This window comes from Parasphingomonas zepuensis (assembly GCF_036663735.1).
GTDB lineage: Bacteria > Pseudomonadota > Alphaproteobacteria > Sphingomonadales > Sphingomonadaceae > Sphingomonas.
Map to the genome: position 1 here is coordinate 988725 of NZ_JAXOJO010000002.1, position 14211 is coordinate 1002935.

Sequence of the window (14211 nt, forward strand, 5' to 3'; positions counted from 1 at the left end):
GGACTCAGAACGCCTTATTTGCCGATCCCGCGGTTGCGCCAGCGATAGCTTCCCCTATGTCGGGCGAATGGCGCGTTCCTCCTCCCGATCAGCTGACTGGGGTTTTCCCCGTTGGCGCGGCTATGGCGCCGGAAGCGAGGCCGTGACCGTGCGGCTGTGCGACCGGCATGGCTGCGATTCACCCGGCAATTGCCCTGCACCCAAATCGCCCAATTCGCCCGAGCGCTGGTATTTCTGTCAGGATCATGCCGCCGAATATAATCGCGGCTGGAATTATTTCGAAGGCCTGACCGCCGAGGAGGCCGCCAAGCGCGAGGCCGACGAGACGCGGACGGCGGACGGCTATGCGGAAGCGAAGCATTATGGCTGGGCTGGTCCCGGCGACGGCAGCCGCTCGCGCGACGAGATGCGCGCGCTCGAGGTGCTCGAGCTCGAGGCGGATGCCGATTTCGAGGCAGTGCGCGTGGCATGGCGGCGGCTGGCGAAATCCCATCATCCGGACGTGCGGCCCGGCGACAAGGAAGCCGCGACCCGGTTCCAGGCGATCCAGGCCGCTTATGACGTGCTGCGGACCGCCGAGGATGCCCGGCAATGGAAACCCGCCGTTTGAAGTCGGTCCGCTCGGACTGGTCGAGCACGCTGCTGGTCTGCAAGAAATGCTCGAAGAAGCTGGGCGGCGGGTTCGGGCCCAAGGGCAGGACGCCGCTGGCCAAGGCGTTGCGCGAGCATCTTGGGCTGAAGAAGGGCCGGAAAAGCGCGGCGGGTATCGTCGAGGTCAAATGCCTCGGCATCTGCCCGCGCGGCGCGGTGACGGTGATCGACGGCGCCGCACCGGGTGAGTGGATGCTGGTGAAGGCAGGAACGGACCTGGATGAGATCTCAGCCGAATTGGGGCTGGTCCGCTAAAGGATTCAGGGTGTGGCGACGGGAATGCGCTTCGCGATCTCCAGCCATTCGTCGTGGCCTGGCGAACCGGACACCGAGGCTTCTCCGCCCAGGATGGTTTCGATCAGCTGGGGCTGGCTTAGCACTTTCCGGTCCAGGCTGATCTCGACGATCGACCCCGGTCCACATCGCTGTGCATCGATGAACTTGGCATTGCCGCTGGCAGTGAATTTCAGCTTCAATTCCCATTGGCTGAGAATGGCGCTGGACTCCGTTACCTCGACTGACTGGATGTCGGCGGCGCTGAACGCGACCCCGCCGATCCAGAGGCCGTCACCTGCGGTTTGTAACGGCAGACCGCCAAGCGCCTCGGACCCGTCAGCGCGTCTGCATTCCTGTTGTTGCTGAACGGGTGCCATGAACAGCAGGACGATTGACGGCATGATCATCGCTTGGACCCCATCGGGTTCTACCTTGTCGGGGCTGCATATCTGCCAGCGGTCTCGCGGATCAGCGCGATCATGTTGGGGATGCCCTGTGTGCGGTTCGAGCTGAGCTGGTTCTTCAGGTCGAACGGGGCGAGGGCAGCGCCGATATCGGTGGCGAGGATCGCATCCGGCGCCTGATCCTGCACCGCCAGCAGCACCAGCGCGATGATGCCCTTGGTGATGGCGGCGTTGGAATCGGCGAGGAAGTGAAGCGTGCCGTTGGCGCTGACCATGGGATAGACCCAGACCGAGGCCGAGCAGCCGCGGACGAGGGTGGTATCGGTCTTGAGCGCCGCTGGCATCTCCTCGAGCTCCCGGCCCAGATCGATCAGCAACCGGTATCGGTCGTCGGCGTCGAGGAAGCTGTATTCGTCTTGCAGATCGGCGAGGCTTTGCATGACGTCGCTATAGCCCGGCTTGCCCAGTTTCCAACCGTCACCCGCGAACAAGTTCGGGGTGACGGTTCGACGGATTCAGAGATCCACCCCGGCTGCGATCGCCTCGAGCTTGCGGATACGCTCCTTGAGGTCGGCGATCTCGATGCGGGCGCTGGCATTGGGCATCGTGGGCGCGTGCATGTCGCCGCTGAGGTTCAGCTCCTGGTGCTTGAGGGCGAGCCAGCCGCGCCAGCCGGTCAGGGCCGCGAAGGTCATCATGGCGAGCCCGGCGAGCCCGGCGGAGGCGATGGTGAGGTAGAAGTTCGGATCGGTCATGATCCCTGCTCCTTCGGTCAAGTGCGGTCGCGCAGCTTTTCGATCTCGCGATCGAGGCGTGCGCCGCTGGTGTCGTTGTCGGTGGCGAGTCGCTCCAGAACCGCGAGGCGGTCCTTCATGGCCCGGAGCTCGTCGCGCAGGCGCTGGTTCTCGGCCTGGGCGGCGCTGTCCTCGCGCTGGCTGTAATCGTCGCTCTTGCGACCGCGGCCAATGCCGTAGCGGGCGCGAAGTACGCTGCCGATCGTGGCGATGACGACGATGGCGACGACCATTTCAAAGGGGTTCATGGGTAGCTCCCTGGTTCTGCAGGTGTTGGGAGGAGAGGGTCAGAGCGCCTTGCCGGCTTCGCGCTGGAGGCGGCGGCGAGGGGCGTCGACCCTCTCGCAGAGGTAGACGGCCACCGCGCCGATTGCGGTCATCACGCCGAGAAATATCAACATCGTAAGTCCTTTCAATCAATTGAGCGGCGGGTGATCGCGGAGCTGCTCGATCTCGGCAGCGACATCGATGCCGCGGTCGGTGACGATGCGTTCCAGGACGCGGACCCGTTGTTCCAGGCGTTCGGTGTGGGCCGCATATTGCGCGGCCTTCTCGGCAGCCTGGGCGTTCATGGCGTCAGCCATTTTTTCTTTGTGCTTCAGGCTGATCCGATAGGTTTCGTAGAGCAGGCCGCCGACGACGGGGATCCCTACGACCACAACGGCCAGCATGAATATCGTGAAACCGTTGAGCATCTCGAAAGTCCTCAGTTGCGGCCGCGAAGGGCCTCGATCTCGCGAGCGGTGCGCTCCGCGGGATCGGTGGCGATGCGTTCGAGGACAGCGATCCGCTCCTCGAGGCGGGAAATCTGGCCGGTCAGCCGCTCGTTGTCGGCGGTGAGCAGGCGGATCTTGCGATCCGCATCAGCATCACCCTTCGAGGTCATGCCGGACCACTCATTTTCCACCGGATAGCCGTGACGGGCGCGGATCCAGGTGTTGACCAGCCAGCCGATCGTCGAGATCGCAATGATCGAGAGGACGAAGCCGGGGCCACTCAAGAAGTTCATTGTCATTCTCCCTGTGCGACGCAGCGTCTCAGCGCAGGCTGTCGATCTCGTCGGCGAGGCGGCTGTTGCGGCTGGTGTACATCATCTCGATGTCGGCGAGCCGGCGGTCGATGTCGCGAAACTTGGAGCGGACCTCGGCGGTCGAGCGCTTCGGGTTGGAGCGGACACCCTGCCAGAACTTCGCATCCTCCGGGGTTTCGTACAGGCCGTAAGGCTTGCTCTCCGCCATCCAGGCAACCAGCCAGTAAGCGAGCAGCGTCCAGGGAAAGCCGCCGGCGATGGTGAGCAGGACGGCGCCGACGCGGACCCAGGTGACATCGACCCCGGTATAGTCGGCGATGCCGGAGCAGACGCCGAGCCATTTGCGGTTCTGCTTGTCGAGGTAGAATTTGGTGCGGCTTGCGGACATCTCAGTTGCTCCTCGAAAGGTCGGTGTCAGTGGTCTGGACGGACGGCATGCCGGGCCTCCAGTCGGGATGGTCGGCGGCGACGATCCGCTCCACGGTGTTGAGGCGGTCCTCGAGCCGGCGGGCGAGATAGTGCAGCTCGTCGAGCAGGTTCTCGTCCTCGGTCGTGATCTTGGGTGCCTGCTTCCACTTCGTGACGTAGTGGAGGATGATCCATGGCATCCCAATGAAGATCGAGCCGATGGCGATAACCGGAATGAGGTCTTCCATCCTAAGCGTCCTTGTTCGCGGCGCGGGCCTTCATTGCGGCGAGTTCGGCCTCGACCTTCTCGTTCGACTTGAGCTCCGCGATCTCCTCCTCGAGGCTCTTCGGCGGGGCGCCCATGCCGATCACTTCAGCGCGGCCCTCGGCCATGTCGACGCGGCGTTCCATGATCTCGAAGCGCGAAAAGGCGTCCTGCATCTTCGGTCCAGCATACATCTCCCGCAGCTTGTAGCGGTTCTGCGCCGTCTCGAGCCGGGTGACGATCGAGTTCTGCCGGGTGCGCGCCTCGCGCAGCTTGGTCTGCAGCTTGTTGATGTCCTCTTCCGAGGACCTCAGCGCTTCGTCGAGCACCGCGATCTCGCCGCTCAGCTGGCTGGCCATGTCGGCTGCCTTCTGCTTCTCGACCAGCGCCGCCTTGGCAAGGTCCTCGCGGCCCTTGGACAGCGCCAGCTCGGCTTTTTCGGTCCAGCTTTCCTGGAGCGCGTCGAGCTTCGTGATGTGGCGGCGCATTTCCTTTTGATCAGCGATGGTGCGCGCGGCGGACGCGCGAACCTCGACCAGGGTTTCCTCCATCTCGAGGATGATCATGCGGATCATCTTCGCGGGATCTTCCGCCTTGTCGAGCAGATCGGTGAAGTTGGCGGCGATGATGTCGCGGGTTCGGGAGAAAATGCCCATCTCGAAAACTCTCCTAAAGGTACGCTGGATACTGGGTTGGAACCGGGAGGCCGGGGCGGCGCAAGGGATTGCCGCCCCGGCAGCACCGCCTGGGATCAGGCGGTGGTCTGGATATAGAGGGTGGCCGGAGTGGCTTGGGCCGGCGCGATCGCGCCGAGCAGGAAGGTGGAACCGAGCACGATCGCGCAGGCAACGGCAGCAACAGTGTGGCGGATGTCGCCGGGGCGGTATTTGTTGTTCATCGTCTTATTCCCTGAATTGGTGTTGCCCCGAGAGGCAGATGCAAAGAGCATTGCAGGGACCGTGCCAGTTTTGAAAATGGCTGTTTTCCGCGGTTTCAACCTTAATGGCAGATGAACTGGCTTGAAATATCTTGCCAAGCCTTGGTGAATTACGCCAAGCCTTGGGCATGGATCGCACTACCCAGGTCATCGGCCAATCGAATGTTTTCCTCGAGACGCTCGAGCGCGCGAGCCGGGCGGCCGCGCTCGATCGCCCCGTGCTGGTGATTGGCGAGCGCGGAACGGGCAAGGAGCTGGTGGCCGAACGCTTGCACCGTCTGTCGCCACGCTGGGATCAGCCGCTGGTTATCATGAACTGCGCGGCCTTGCCCGAGACGCTGATCGAGGCCGAACTGTTCGGGCACGAGGCCGGCGCGTTCACCGGAGCGACCAAGTCGCGGGTCGGGCGCTTCGAGGAAGCGCATGGCGGCACATTGTTCCTGGACGAACTCGGCACGCTCTCGATGGGCGCGCAGGAGCGGCTGCTCCGCGCGGTCGAATATGGCGAGATCACGCGGATCGGTTCCTCGCGCCCCCTGCGGGTCGATGTGCGGATCGTGGCCGCCACCAACGAGAATCTCCCAGACAAGGTCGCGCGGCACCAGTTCCGCGCCGATCTGCTCGATCGACTGTCGTTCGAGGTGGTCACCTTGCCGCCGCTCCGGGCGCGCCCGGGCGACGTGCTGGTGCTGGCCGAGCATTTCGGGCGGCGCATGGCCTCCGAGATGGGGCGCGACGATTGGGAGGGTTTCAGCCCCGATGCGATCGCGGCCCTGGTCGACTATCCCTGGCCCGGCAACGTCCGCGAGCTGCGCAACGTCGTCGAGCGCGCGGTCTATCGCTGGGAGCAGCCCGGCCCGATCGAAGCGATCGAGTTCGATCCGTTCCAGTCGCCTTATCGGCCCAGCGCCGTCGAGGTGCCGTCCGTCAGTGCGGCGGCGCCCGCCGCCTTGCCGGAGCCGGTACCCGTGGCTGGTGATGAAGGGGCGGACGCCGGATCCGACTTCAAGACCCGGATCGCCCGGTTCGAACGTGATCTGCTGACCAAGGCGCTGGCCGAACATCGGTTCAACCAGCGCGCGACCGCCGAAGGCCTTGGCCTGAGCTACGATCAGCTCCGCCACGCTCTCAAGCGCCACGGGCTGATCGCCGCGACCTAGAGCAGGCTGCATTCAATCCGACGCGCTTCGCCTGCTCAAGATATTTGTTGTCGCATCGTTTTTGCGAAAAACCGCTTCCCACTTTTTCGCACAATGCTTTAAGTTACCGGGCGGCCGTCATCGCCAGCAGCATCGGGATCGACAGCAGCGTGTTGGTGCGCGAGGCGAGCAGTGCCACGCGCGCCGACTTCGCCTTGGCGGCGTCATCAGCCGCGATGAGCCCGAGCGCGCGCTGCTGGTTCGGCCAGATGATGAACCAGACGTTCGCCGCCATGATCAAGGCCAGCCACATGCCGATGCCGATCAGCCGTGCCGGCTCCTGCAGTGTCAGCGCCTCGACCAACTCGCCATAGAGATGGGCGAGGATCAGGCCGGTCAGGACGGTGAAGGCCGCGGCCCAGCGGAAATAGAACAGGGCCTTGGGCGCGATATATTTCGATACGCCGGGTTTCAGCTCGGCGGGGATCGACGGCATCGTCGGGATCTGCACGAAGTTGAAATAATAGAGCAGGCCGATCCAGGTGATCCCGAAGAAAACATGGAGCCACTGGAACAGCCCGAGCGCACCGCTGGGCGGCTGATAATAGGGCGCAAACATCAGGCCGACCGCCAGCAGCGCGCCGACGGCAATGGTGATCCGCAGATCCGTTAGTATCTTGTCCATCCCGGGTTCCCCTCCCATTTTAGGGGCGCCTGCGCGCCCCGCCTTGCCCGGTGCGGATGGTACGCGGTCCGATTTCGTTTGTCACACGTAACGATGCGGATAATGCGCGTCGGACGGTGAACAACGAGGGCGTACGCTCGTTGGACCGTTGCAACACCAGACGATGGAGTTCTCCCCAATGGCTTTCGATCTTCCGCCGCTGCCTTACGCATATGATGCGCTGGAACCGACCATCAACGAAGAGACGATGAAGTTCCACCACGACAAGCATCACAAGGCTTATACCGACAAGCTCAACGAGGGCGTCGACAAGGATCCCGCGCTGCAGGGCAAGACGATCGAGGAAATCCTCGCCGTGATCTCGACTCAGCCCCCGCTGGTCCGCAACAATGGCGGCGGTTTCTGGAACCATGATTTTTTCTGGAAGATCATGACCCCGGGTGGCGGCGCGCCGTCAGGCAAGCTGGCCGAGGCGATCGACGCCTATGGCGGGCTGGACAAGCTGAAGGAAGAATTCAACACCAAGGGTGCGGGCCAGTTCGGCTCGGGCTGGGCCTGGGTGATCGCCGACGCCGACGGCAAGCTGCAGATCACCAGCACGCCGAACCAGGACAATCCGCTGATGGACGACGTCGCCGTGAAAGGCACGCCGATCCTTGGCAATGACGTGTGGGAGCACGCTTATTACCTGACCTATCGCAACGATCGCGCCGCCTATCTCAAGGCATGGTGGGACGTAGTGAACTGGGACGAAGCCGGCCGGATCTACGACTCGATCTGACTTCCTTTCCTCCCCGGGCTTGCTCGGGGAGGAATTACCCCTCGGGCGGGACTGGCGGTTCCTGACCTGTATTGAGACCGTGCTTCATCAGCATCGGCACGTTCGCGACCGCGAAGATCAGGGTCAGCGGGATGGCGCCCCACAGCTTGAAGGCGACCCAGAAATCGGTTGTGGAGTTGCGCCACACCGTCTCGTTCAGGACCGCCATGAACACGAAGAAGATCGTCCAGTTGATCGTCAGCTTGCGCCAGCCCTGCTCGGTGAGCCCGGGATAGGCGGATTCGAGCAGCGACTGGAGCAGGGGTCGTCCGGTCGCGAGGCCGAACGCCAGGATCGCTGCGAAACTCGCATAGACGAAGGTCGGCTTGATCTTGATGAAGGTTTCGTTGTGGAAATAGAGCGTCGCGCCGCCGAATACGAGCACCAGCGTGCCTGTCATCCACAGCATCGGCGAGATGCGCCCAGTCTTCCAGCGCGATACCGCCATCGCGATCGCGCTGGCGACCATGAAGGCCGTCGTCGCCGCGAGCAGGCGCGCGAGCTGGGGGCCGCTGCTGAAGAAGTTGACGACGAAGAACACCGCCAGCGGCGCGATGTCGATCGCCAGGCGCAGGCCGGGACCGATCGGAGGATGCTTGGGATTACTTGCCATCACGAATCCCTTCCACGCCGGCGATGATCCGCGCAACCTCGTTCGCATCGAAGGGCCGGAGATCGCCCATGCCCTCGCCGACGCCAATGGCGTGGATCGGCAGGCCGTATTTCTCGGCTGCCGCGACCAGCACGCCGCCGCGCGCCGTGCCATCGAGCTTGGTCATGATAAGCCCGGTGACGCCGGCAAATTCCTTGAACACCTCGATCTGGTTGAGCGCGTTCTGGCCGGTCGTTGCGTCGAGCACGAGCAGGATGTCGTGCGGCGATTCAGGGTTGATCCGGCCGAGCACGCGGCGGATCTTCGATAACTCGTCCATCAGCTCGCGCTTGTTCTGCAGGCGTCCGGCAGTGTCGACGATCAGCGCGTCGATGCCGGTAGCGGTCGCCTGCTTGACCGCCTCATAGACGATCCCGGCCGCATCGCCGCCCTCCTTGCCCGAAATGATCGGCACGCCGACCCGGTCGGCCCAGGTGGCGAGCTGGCCGATCGCGGCGGCGCGGAAAGTGTCGCCGGCCGCGAGCATCACGCCGTAATCCTGCTCGGTCAGATAATGCGCCAGCTTGGCGATGGTCGTCGTCTTGCCCGAGCCGTTGACGCCGATGACGAGGATGACCTGCGGACGCGGGAAAGCCGCGATCTCGAGCGGCCGGGCGACCTTGGCCAGGACCTTCTCGATCTCCTCGGCGACGATCAGGCGGATGCCGAGCTCCTCCATGTTGCGCTCGAAGCTGCCCTCGGCAAGGCGAACGCGGATACGGGCCGCGGTCTCCGGTCCGAGATCGGAAGCGATGAGCGCTTCTTCGATCTCGTCGAGCGTTGCTTCGTCGAGCCGCGCGGTGCCGAGCCCCGCCAGATTGCCGATCAGGCGATCGGAGGTGCGCTTGAAGCCGCCGAGCAACTTGTCGTGCCAGCTGGGAGTAGTGCTCATGCAGGGATTCCGGTGAGGTTTTTGGCGCTGGCGCCGGTGATCAGAATGGGTTGGATGGTGCCTATCGCCGTTCGTGCCGGGCCTGGCGATGCACTGTCTTCGTGGGAAGAAAGGGCAAGACCCTCGACGAGCTCACGGTGAACGGGAAGGGGGAAGCGTACTTCGGCGAAGGCCGGTGCGTGGCCGCGATCGCCTGGACGTTCCACCAATATCGGCTGAATCGTGCCGACGAAGCCGTGCAGCCAGGCCTCGCGGCGGCCCGCCCCGGCTTCGCGCAGCAAAGCGGCGCGGCGCTTGCGCACCTCCGGCTCGATCTGCGGCATGCGGGCAGCAGGCGTTCCGGCGCGGGGCGAATAGGGGAAGATGTGCGGATGGACGAGGTCGCAATCGTCGATCAGCGCCAGCGTGTTGCGGAACATCGCCTCGGTCTCGGTGGGGAAACCGGCGATCAGATCGGCGCCGATCGCGATATCGGGGCGGGCGGCCTTGAGGCGCTCTACGATCGCCACGCTCTCGGCGCGGCTATGGCGGCGCTTCATGCGCTTCAGGATCATGTCGTCGCCCGCCTGGAGCGAGAGGTGGACATGCGGCATCATGCGCGGCTCGGTCGTCAGCAGATCGAACAGCCGGTCGTCGATCTCGATCGAATCGAGCGAAGACAGGCGCAACCGTTCAAGCCCGGGCACATGATGAAGGATGCGCTCGACGAGCAGGCCGAGAGTCGGTGCTCCGGGCAGGTCCGGGCCGTAGCTGGTGAGATCGACCCCGGTCAGCACGACCTCGCGGTGTCCGGTATCGACCAATGTCCGGACCCGGTCGATCACACCGCCCGCCGGGACCGAGCGGCTGTTGCCGCGGCCGAACGGGATCGCGCAGAAGGTGCAGCGATGATCGCAGCCATTCTGCACCTCGACAAAGGCGCGGGCGTGCGACGAGAAGGCGGCCGCCAGATGCGGGCTGGTCGCGCGCACCCGCATGATGTCGCCGACGACGACTGCGTCGCGCGCGTCCCAGGCTTTCGCATCCAGTTTCTCGGCATTGCCGATCACGCGGTCGACCTCCGGCATCGCGGCGAAACCATGGGGATCGATCTGTGCAGCGCAGCCGGTCACCACGATCTCGGCGCCGGGCCGGTCGCGTCGCGCGCGACGGATCGCCGCGCGCGTCTCACTGACTGCACTGTTGGTGACGGCGCAACTGTTCACCACGACCATGTCGCGGCCGCCGACCAGCGCACGGATCGTTTCGCTTTCGGCGATGTTCAGCCGGCAGCCCAGGCTGATAATATGGGGATCAGCCATGACAGAGGCCGGAAAGGGGATACATGCGCGGTGATCTAGGGGCGGGTGCGAGCGAAGTCCATGAAAAGGCCAGTGCGGTGCTTTCCTTCTGGTTCGGCGAGGTGCCGGCCAACCAGCGCTTCGTTGCTGATCCGGTACTGGACCAGAAGATAACGGCGCGCTTCGGGGCCATGCATGACGCGGTACTGGCGACGGACGCGCAGGGCTGGCGAGACGATCCGGAGACGCTGCTGGCCGCGATCATCCTGCTCGATCAGTTCTCCCGCAACATGCATCGCGGCACGGCCGCGGCGTTCGCCGGGGATGCGCTGGCGCTCGATCTGACCCGCGAGGCGATCGAGCGCGGCTGGGACGAACGGCTCGATCCGGACGAGCAGCGCGCGTTTCTGTACATGCCGCTGATGCACGCCGAGGACCCGGCGGCGCAGCAACTGAGCGTCGCCTGTTTCGAGCAGCTCGGCGATGCGGAGAACCTGGTTTATGCCCGCGAGCATGCGGATGTGATTGTCAGGTTCGGACGATTCCCGTCGCGAAACGACGCGCTCGGGCGGAAATCGACGCCAGCTGAAAGGCGGTATCTCAGCCAGCCAGGCGCTGGCTGGTAGCGGTGTCCTTGCGGGGCTCGGGTGGCGGCTGAAGCAGGAGCCGCTTTTCCGCGAGCAGCCGGCGCGTGTTGGCGATGCTCATGGGGCGGCCATAGAGATAGCCCTGACCCTTGGAGCAGCCTAACGCGCGCAGCCGCTCTTCGATCGAGGCATCCTCGATCCCTTCGGCCGTGATCGGAAGGTTGAGGCTGTCGCCGAGTCGCGTAATCGCGTTGACGATCGCGGCGCTTTCCGGATTCTCGTTGATCGACATGATGAAGCTCTTGTCGATCTTGATCCGGTCGAACGGCAGGGCGCGGAGATGCGCGAGCGACGAATAGCCGGTGCCGAAATCGTCGAGCGCAAGCCGGATACCCTGGTTCTTGAGGCTGGCGACGATGGACTGGGCCAGAGCGAGATTGTCGAACAGTGAGCTTTCGGTGATCTCGATTTCGAGCCTGGTGGCCGGGAAGCCGGTTTCGGTGAGCACCTTGATGATCTTCTGCGCCAGCCACGCGTCCTTGAGCTGCCAGGGCGAGATGTTGACGGCAACCGACAGCGACGGGTCCCAGTCCTTTGCGGCGAGGAACGCCTGGCGCATGATGGACAGGGAGAGATCGGCGATCATCCCCGTCTCCTCCGCAATCGGGATGAAGGCGTCCGGGCCGATCAGGCCGCGCTGCGGATGTTCCCATCGCGCCAACACCTCGAATCCGCTGAGCCGGGCGGTGGTGAGATCGACCTGCTGCTCGAAATAGGGGACGATCTCCTGCCGCGGGATCGCGCCGCGCAGGCCGACCTCGAGCTCGTTGCGGGCCTGGAGCTCGCGTTCCATCGACAGATCGAACCAGGCGAGGCGGTTCCGGCCGGAATTCTTGGCCGCATACATCGCAATGTCGGCCGAGCGCATGAGCGCATCGATGCTGGCGCAATCGAAATCGGACCGGGCGATGCCGAGCGATACGCTGATGTGCAGCTGCAGCCCGTCCGCCTTGAACGGCTGGGCGAGGCGGGAGACGAGACGTTCGGCGATCCGCTCGACGCTGTCGGGATGGGCGGGATCGAACAGGAAGGCGCAGGCGAATTCGTCGCCGCCAAAGCGCGCGGTGAGGGCGACCGAGGGCATGGCGGCGGCGATTTCGACCGCTACCTCGCGCAGCAACGCATCGCCGGTCGCATGGCCGTGCATGTCGTTGATCGTCTTGAAGTGATCGAGATCGAGCATCATCAGCGCCATCGCCTTGCCCCGGCGCTTGGCCCGCACGAACATCGCGGCGCCATCCTCGCCAAGGCTGCGGCGATTGAGGAAGCCGGTCAGCGGATCGCGCGCGGCGAGCTCGTGCGCGCGCTCCTCGGCCGCGGCGCGGATCGCGACTTCGCGGGCCAGTTCCCGGTGACGGCGCCATCCAAACAGGATCAGCGCGACGTTGAGCAGCAGGGCGATGACGAGGGTCTGGTCGGTCCCCTTGCTGCCCGTGAAATAATGCTGGAGCATCGTCGACAGCACCGAACTGCCCGTGCCGACAAACAGCAGGATCGACGCGACGGTGATCGCCCCGATCAATATATCGCGCCGCGCCTTCGGGGCCCCGCTCTTCACTTCGTCGCCCGTTTCAGCTGCCATGACCTGCCCCGTGGATTCTCATGACACCCTGATCTCACAATAGCGGTGTAAATCGGGTTAAGCCGGATGGTTGCGCAATTGAGTCACCTGGTCTAAGGGCCGCGACGATCGTTTCCGTGATGGGATTCGTGAAGGGCCGCCCACAGGGCGTACGCCGGCCGACGAGGTTTCGTCCGCCGGCGTTCTTTGCGTTTTTTCAGGTGGTTGTCGATCCGGAATGAAAGGTTGTTGATGTTCGAGAGCCTGAGCGACCGTCTTGGCGGTGTGTTCGATCGACTGCGTGGGCGCGGTGCGCTGACGGAAGCGGACGTGCGCGCGGCGATGCGCGAGGTTCGCGTCGCGCTGCTCGAGGCCGATGTCGCGCTGCCGGTGGCACGCGAATTCGTCGACAAGGCGACCGAGAAAGCGATCGGCCAGAACGTGCTGCGTTCGGTCACGCCGGGCCAGCAGGTCGTGAAGATCGTCAACGACGCGCTGGTCGAGATGCTCGGCTCGGATGCGTCAGAGCTCGAGCTTGGGGTCACCCCGCCCGCCGTGATCATGATGGTTGGCCTGCAGGGTTCGGGCAAGACCACCACCACCGCCAAAATCGCGCTGCGGCTGGCGAAGCGCGAACGCAAGAAGGTCCTGATGGCGTCGCTCGACGTCAATCGCCCGAACGCGCAGGAGCAGCTGGCGACGCTCGGCACTCAGGCCGAGGTGGCGACCCTGCCGGTCGTGCCGGGCCAGCAACCAGTCGATATCGCGCGGCGCGCCCTGCAGGCGGCGAAGCTGCAGGGCTATGACGTCCTGATGCTCGATACGGCCGGTCGTCTCCACGTCGACCAGGCGCTGATGGACGAGATGCGCGCCGTCGCCGACGTCGCCAAGCCTGCCGAGATCCTGCTCGTCGTCGACGCGCTGACCGGCCAGGACGCGGTCAACGTCGCGAGCAGCTTCTCGGCGCAGGTGCCGCTTACCGGCGTGGTGCTGACCCGTATGGACGGCGATGCGCGCGGTGGCGCGGCGCTGTCGATGCGGGCCGTCACCGGCAAGCCGATCAAGTTCGCCGGCATGGGCGAGAAGCTCGACGCGCTCGAGGCGTTCCATCCGGGCCGGGTCGCCGGCCGCATCCTCGGCATGGGCGACGTGGTCGGCCTGGTCGAGCGCGCGGCCGAGGCGATCGAGCAGGAAGACGCCGAGAAAATGGCGGCGAAGCTGGCCAAGGGTCAGTTCGACATGAACGACCTGCGTGCCCAGCTTGGCCAGATGCGCCGGATGGGCGGCCTCGGCGCGCTCGCCGGCATGATCCCCGGCATGAAGAAGGCCCAGCAGGCGATGGCCTCGGGCGCGGTCGACGAGCGGATACTGCTGCGCATGGATGCGATGATCGGCTCGATGACCCCGAAAGAGCGCACCAAGCCGGAGATCATCAACGCCAAGCGCAAGATCCGGGTGGCGAAGGGCAGCGGGACGACCGTGCAGGACGTCAACAAGCTGCTCAAGATGCACCAGGAAATGTCCACCGCCATGAAGAAGATCCGCAAGATGGGCGGATTGAAGGGCATGGCGGCGATGCTCGGTAAGGGCGGCATGGGCGGTATCGGCAATGCCCTGGGCGGCCCCGGGCTCGGCAACATGCTGGGCGGCAACGGCCCCGTCGGCGGGCCTGGCCTCCCCGGCCTGGGCGGCGGGCAGGCCAACCTGCCCCCCGGCTTCGAGAATTTGATCAAGAAGAAATAACGTCATCGAAAGAAGGAAGAAGATTTA

The 14211-nt window shown here is 64.7% G+C and carries 21 protein-coding genes; 6 read left to right on the forward strand and 15 right to left on the reverse strand.

Annotation, left to right across the window (positions count from 1 at the left end; translation table 11 throughout):
• Nucleotides 1–67 precede the first annotated feature (67 nt).
• Nucleotides 68–610, forward strand: coding sequence for a J domain-containing protein (locus tag U1769_RS11045; RefSeq protein WP_332715638.1), 543 nt, complete (start codon nt 68–70; stop codon nt 608–610).
• Complete coding sequence (locus U1769_RS11050) at nt 592–906, forward strand: hypothetical protein (RefSeq protein ID WP_332715640.1); 315 nt, start codon at nt 592–594, stop codon at nt 904–906. Before U1769_RS11045 ends, U1769_RS11050 begins: the two co-directional genes overlap by 19 nt.
• Before the next feature lie 5 nt (nt 907–911).
• Here U1769_RS11050 and U1769_RS11055 read toward each other — a convergent pair whose 3' ends face one another.
• From U1769_RS11055 to U1769_RS11100, 10 genes are all read right to left on the reverse strand, one after another.
• Nucleotides 912–1334 carry a SecDF P1 head subdomain-containing protein gene (locus tag U1769_RS11055; protein ID WP_332715642.1) on the reverse strand — a complete coding sequence of 141 codons (423 nt, stop codon included), beginning with the start codon at nt 1332–1334 and terminating at the stop codon, nt 912–914.
• Between the two features lie 20 nt (nt 1335–1354).
• Nucleotides 1355–1771, reverse strand: a complete 417-nt coding sequence (locus U1769_RS11060; RefSeq protein ID WP_332715644.1) for a SufE family protein — start codon at nt 1769–1771, stop codon at nt 1355–1357.
• Nucleotides 1772–1846: 75 nt separating this feature from the next.
• The gene (locus U1769_RS11065) at nt 1847–2086 is read right to left on the reverse strand and encodes a hypothetical protein (RefSeq protein ID WP_332715646.1); all 240 of its coding nucleotides are present in this window, start codon (nt 2084–2086) and stop codon (nt 1847–1849) included.
• A gap of 17 nt (nt 2087–2103) precedes the next feature.
• Nucleotides 2104–2373 (reverse strand): hypothetical protein, encoded by a 270-nt coding sequence (locus U1769_RS11070; protein ID WP_332715649.1) that lies wholly within the window; start codon nt 2371–2373, stop codon nt 2104–2106.
• 168 nt (nt 2374–2541) lie between these two features.
• Entirely contained in the window at nt 2542–2820 is a 279-nt protein-coding gene (locus U1769_RS11075; protein WP_332715651.1) for a hypothetical protein, read from the reverse strand.
• Nucleotides 2821–2831: 11 nt separating this feature from the next.
• Nucleotides 2832–3134, reverse strand: a complete 303-nt coding sequence (locus tag U1769_RS11080) for a hypothetical protein (protein WP_332715652.1) — start codon at nt 3132–3134, stop codon at nt 2832–2834.
• A gap of 28 nt (nt 3135–3162) precedes the next feature.
• Nucleotides 3163–3543 (reverse strand): envelope stress response membrane protein PspC, encoded by a 381-nt coding sequence (gene pspC / locus U1769_RS11085; protein WP_332715654.1) that lies wholly within the window; start codon nt 3541–3543, stop codon nt 3163–3165.
• 1 nt (nt 3544) lies between these two features.
• Nucleotides 3545–3811 (reverse strand): envelope stress response membrane protein PspB, encoded by a 267-nt coding sequence (pspB, locus tag U1769_RS11090; RefSeq protein WP_332715656.1) that lies wholly within the window; start codon nt 3809–3811, stop codon nt 3545–3547.
• A gap of 1 nt (nt 3812) precedes the next feature.
• Nucleotides 3813–4484 (reverse strand): phage shock protein PspA, encoded by a 672-nt coding sequence (pspA, locus tag U1769_RS11095; protein WP_332715659.1) that lies wholly within the window; start codon nt 4482–4484, stop codon nt 3813–3815.
• Nucleotides 4485–4579: 95 nt separating this feature from the next.
• Entirely contained in the window at nt 4580–4726 is a 147-nt protein-coding gene (locus U1769_RS11100; protein WP_332715662.1) for a hypothetical protein, read from the reverse strand.
• 167 nt (nt 4727–4893) lie between these two features.
• Here U1769_RS11100 and pspF point away from each other — a divergent pair, with 167 nt between their 5' ends.
• Nucleotides 4894–5925, forward strand: coding sequence for a phage shock protein operon transcriptional activator (pspF, locus tag U1769_RS11105; protein WP_332715665.1), 1032 nt, complete (start codon nt 4894–4896; stop codon nt 5923–5925).
• Between the two features lie 103 nt (nt 5926–6028).
• Here pspF and U1769_RS11110 read toward each other — a convergent pair whose 3' ends face one another.
• Nucleotides 6029–6589 (reverse strand): urate hydroxylase PuuD, encoded by a 561-nt coding sequence (locus tag U1769_RS11110; RefSeq protein ID WP_332715667.1) that lies wholly within the window; start codon nt 6587–6589, stop codon nt 6029–6031.
• 178 nt (nt 6590–6767) lie between these two features.
• On the opposite strand from U1769_RS11110, the gene U1769_RS11115 reads away from it, so the two are divergent.
• A complete protein-coding gene (locus U1769_RS11115; protein WP_332715670.1) occupies nt 6768–7370 on the forward strand; it encodes a superoxide dismutase in 603 nt (200 codons plus the stop codon).
• A gap of 34 nt (nt 7371–7404) precedes the next feature.
• Here the strand turns inward: U1769_RS11115 and U1769_RS11120 are convergent, their stop codons facing one another.
• The 3 genes from U1769_RS11120 to mtaB are packed head-to-tail and all read right to left on the reverse strand — an operon-like array spanning nt 7405 to nt 10254.
• Complete coding sequence (locus U1769_RS11120) at nt 7405–8022, reverse strand: septation protein A (protein WP_332715672.1); 618 nt, start codon at nt 8020–8022, stop codon at nt 7405–7407.
• Entirely contained in the window at nt 8012–8953 is a 942-nt protein-coding gene (ftsY, locus tag U1769_RS11125; protein ID WP_332715674.1) for a signal recognition particle-docking protein FtsY, read from the reverse strand. Before ftsY ends, U1769_RS11120 begins: the two co-directional genes overlap by 11 nt.
• Nucleotides 8950–10254: a tRNA (N(6)-L-threonylcarbamoyladenosine(37)-C(2))-methylthiotransferase MtaB gene (mtaB, locus tag U1769_RS11130; RefSeq protein ID WP_332715676.1), complete on the reverse strand. Its 1305-nt coding sequence runs from the start codon at nt 10252–10254 to the stop codon at nt 8950–8952. The genes ftsY and mtaB overlap by 4 nt, the downstream gene beginning before the upstream one ends.
• Nucleotides 10255–10277: 23 nt before the next feature.
• Here mtaB and U1769_RS11135 point away from each other — a divergent pair, with 23 nt between their 5' ends.
• Nucleotides 10278–10859, forward strand: coding sequence for a DUF924 family protein (locus U1769_RS11135; RefSeq protein ID WP_332715679.1), 582 nt, complete (start codon nt 10278–10280; stop codon nt 10857–10859).
• Here the strand turns inward: U1769_RS11135 and U1769_RS11140 are convergent.
• Entirely contained in the window at nt 10834–12462 is a 1629-nt protein-coding gene (locus tag U1769_RS11140; protein ID WP_332715681.1) for a putative bifunctional diguanylate cyclase/phosphodiesterase, read from the reverse strand. The genes U1769_RS11135 and U1769_RS11140 overlap by 26 nt on opposite strands.
• Before the next feature lie 231 nt (nt 12463–12693).
• On the opposite strand from U1769_RS11140, the gene ffh reads away from it, so the two are divergent.
• A complete protein-coding gene (ffh, locus tag U1769_RS11145; protein WP_332715683.1) occupies nt 12694–14184 on the forward strand; it encodes a signal recognition particle protein in 1491 nt (496 codons plus the stop codon).
• The last annotated feature ends 27 nt before the right edge of the window (nt 14185–14211 follow it).

Excerpts from the sequence above, each read along its gene's own strand:
- ffh (WP_332715683.1), top strand. The coding sequence starts at position 12,694 with ATGTTCGAGAGCCTGAGCGACCGTCTTGGCGGTGTGTTCGATCGACTG.
- U1769_RS11050 (WP_332715640.1), top strand. The coding sequence starts at position 592 with ATGGAAACCCGCCGTTTGAAGTCGGTCCGCTCGGACTGGTCGAGCACG.
- U1769_RS11070 (WP_332715649.1), bottom strand. The coding sequence starts at position 2,373 with ATGAACCCCTTTGAAATGGTCGTCGCCATCGTCGTCATCGCCACGATC.
- pspF (WP_332715665.1), top strand. The coding sequence starts at position 4,894 with ATGGATCGCACTACCCAGGTCATCGGCCAATCGAATGTTTTCCTCGAG.
- U1769_RS11075 (WP_332715651.1), bottom strand. The coding sequence starts at position 2,820 with ATGCTCAACGGTTTCACGATATTCATGCTGGCCGTTGTGGTCGTAGGG.
- U1769_RS11060 (WP_332715644.1), bottom strand. The coding sequence starts at position 1,771 with ATGCAAAGCCTCGCCGATCTGCAAGACGAATACAGCTTCCTCGACGCC.
- U1769_RS11065 (WP_332715646.1), bottom strand. The coding sequence starts at position 2,086 with ATGACCGATCCGAACTTCTACCTCACCATCGCCTCCGCCGGGCTCGCC.
- U1769_RS11135 (WP_332715679.1), top strand. The coding sequence starts at position 10,278 with ATGCGCGGTGATCTAGGGGCGGGTGCGAGCGAAGTCCATGAAAAGGCC.
- pspA (WP_332715659.1), bottom strand. The coding sequence starts at position 4,484 with ATGGGCATTTTCTCCCGAACCCGCGACATCATCGCCGCCAACTTCACC.
- pspC (WP_332715654.1), bottom strand. The coding sequence starts at position 3,543 with ATGTCCGCAAGCCGCACCAAATTCTACCTCGACAAGCAGAACCGCAAA.
- U1769_RS11100 (WP_332715662.1), bottom strand. The coding sequence starts at position 4,726 with ATGAACAACAAATACCGCCCCGGCGACATCCGCCACACTGTTGCTGCC.
- U1769_RS11140 (WP_332715681.1), bottom strand. The coding sequence starts at position 12,462 with ATGGCAGCTGAAACGGGCGACGAAGTGAAGAGCGGGGCCCCGAAGGCG.
- U1769_RS11120 (WP_332715672.1), bottom strand. The coding sequence starts at position 8,022 with ATGGCAAGTAATCCCAAGCATCCTCCGATCGGTCCCGGCCTGCGCCTG.
- U1769_RS11045 (WP_332715638.1), top strand. The coding sequence starts at position 68 with ATGGCGCGTTCCTCCTCCCGATCAGCTGACTGGGGTTTTCCCCGTTGG.
- U1769_RS11055 (WP_332715642.1), bottom strand. The coding sequence starts at position 1,334 with ATGATCATGCCGTCAATCGTCCTGCTGTTCATGGCACCCGTTCAGCAA.
- U1769_RS11115 (WP_332715670.1), top strand. The coding sequence starts at position 6,768 with ATGGCTTTCGATCTTCCGCCGCTGCCTTACGCATATGATGCGCTGGAA.
- ftsY (WP_332715674.1), bottom strand. The coding sequence starts at position 8,953 with ATGAGCACTACTCCCAGCTGGCACGACAAGTTGCTCGGCGGCTTCAAG.
- mtaB (WP_332715676.1), bottom strand. The coding sequence starts at position 10,254 with ATGGCTGATCCCCATATTATCAGCCTGGGCTGCCGGCTGAACATCGCC.
- U1769_RS11080 (WP_332715652.1), bottom strand. The coding sequence starts at position 3,134 with ATGAACTTCTTGAGTGGCCCCGGCTTCGTCCTCTCGATCATTGCGATC.
- U1769_RS11110 (WP_332715667.1), bottom strand. The coding sequence starts at position 6,589 with ATGGACAAGATACTAACGGATCTGCGGATCACCATTGCCGTCGGCGCG.
- pspB (WP_332715656.1), bottom strand. The coding sequence starts at position 3,811 with ATGGAAGACCTCATTCCGGTTATCGCCATCGGCTCGATCTTCATTGGG.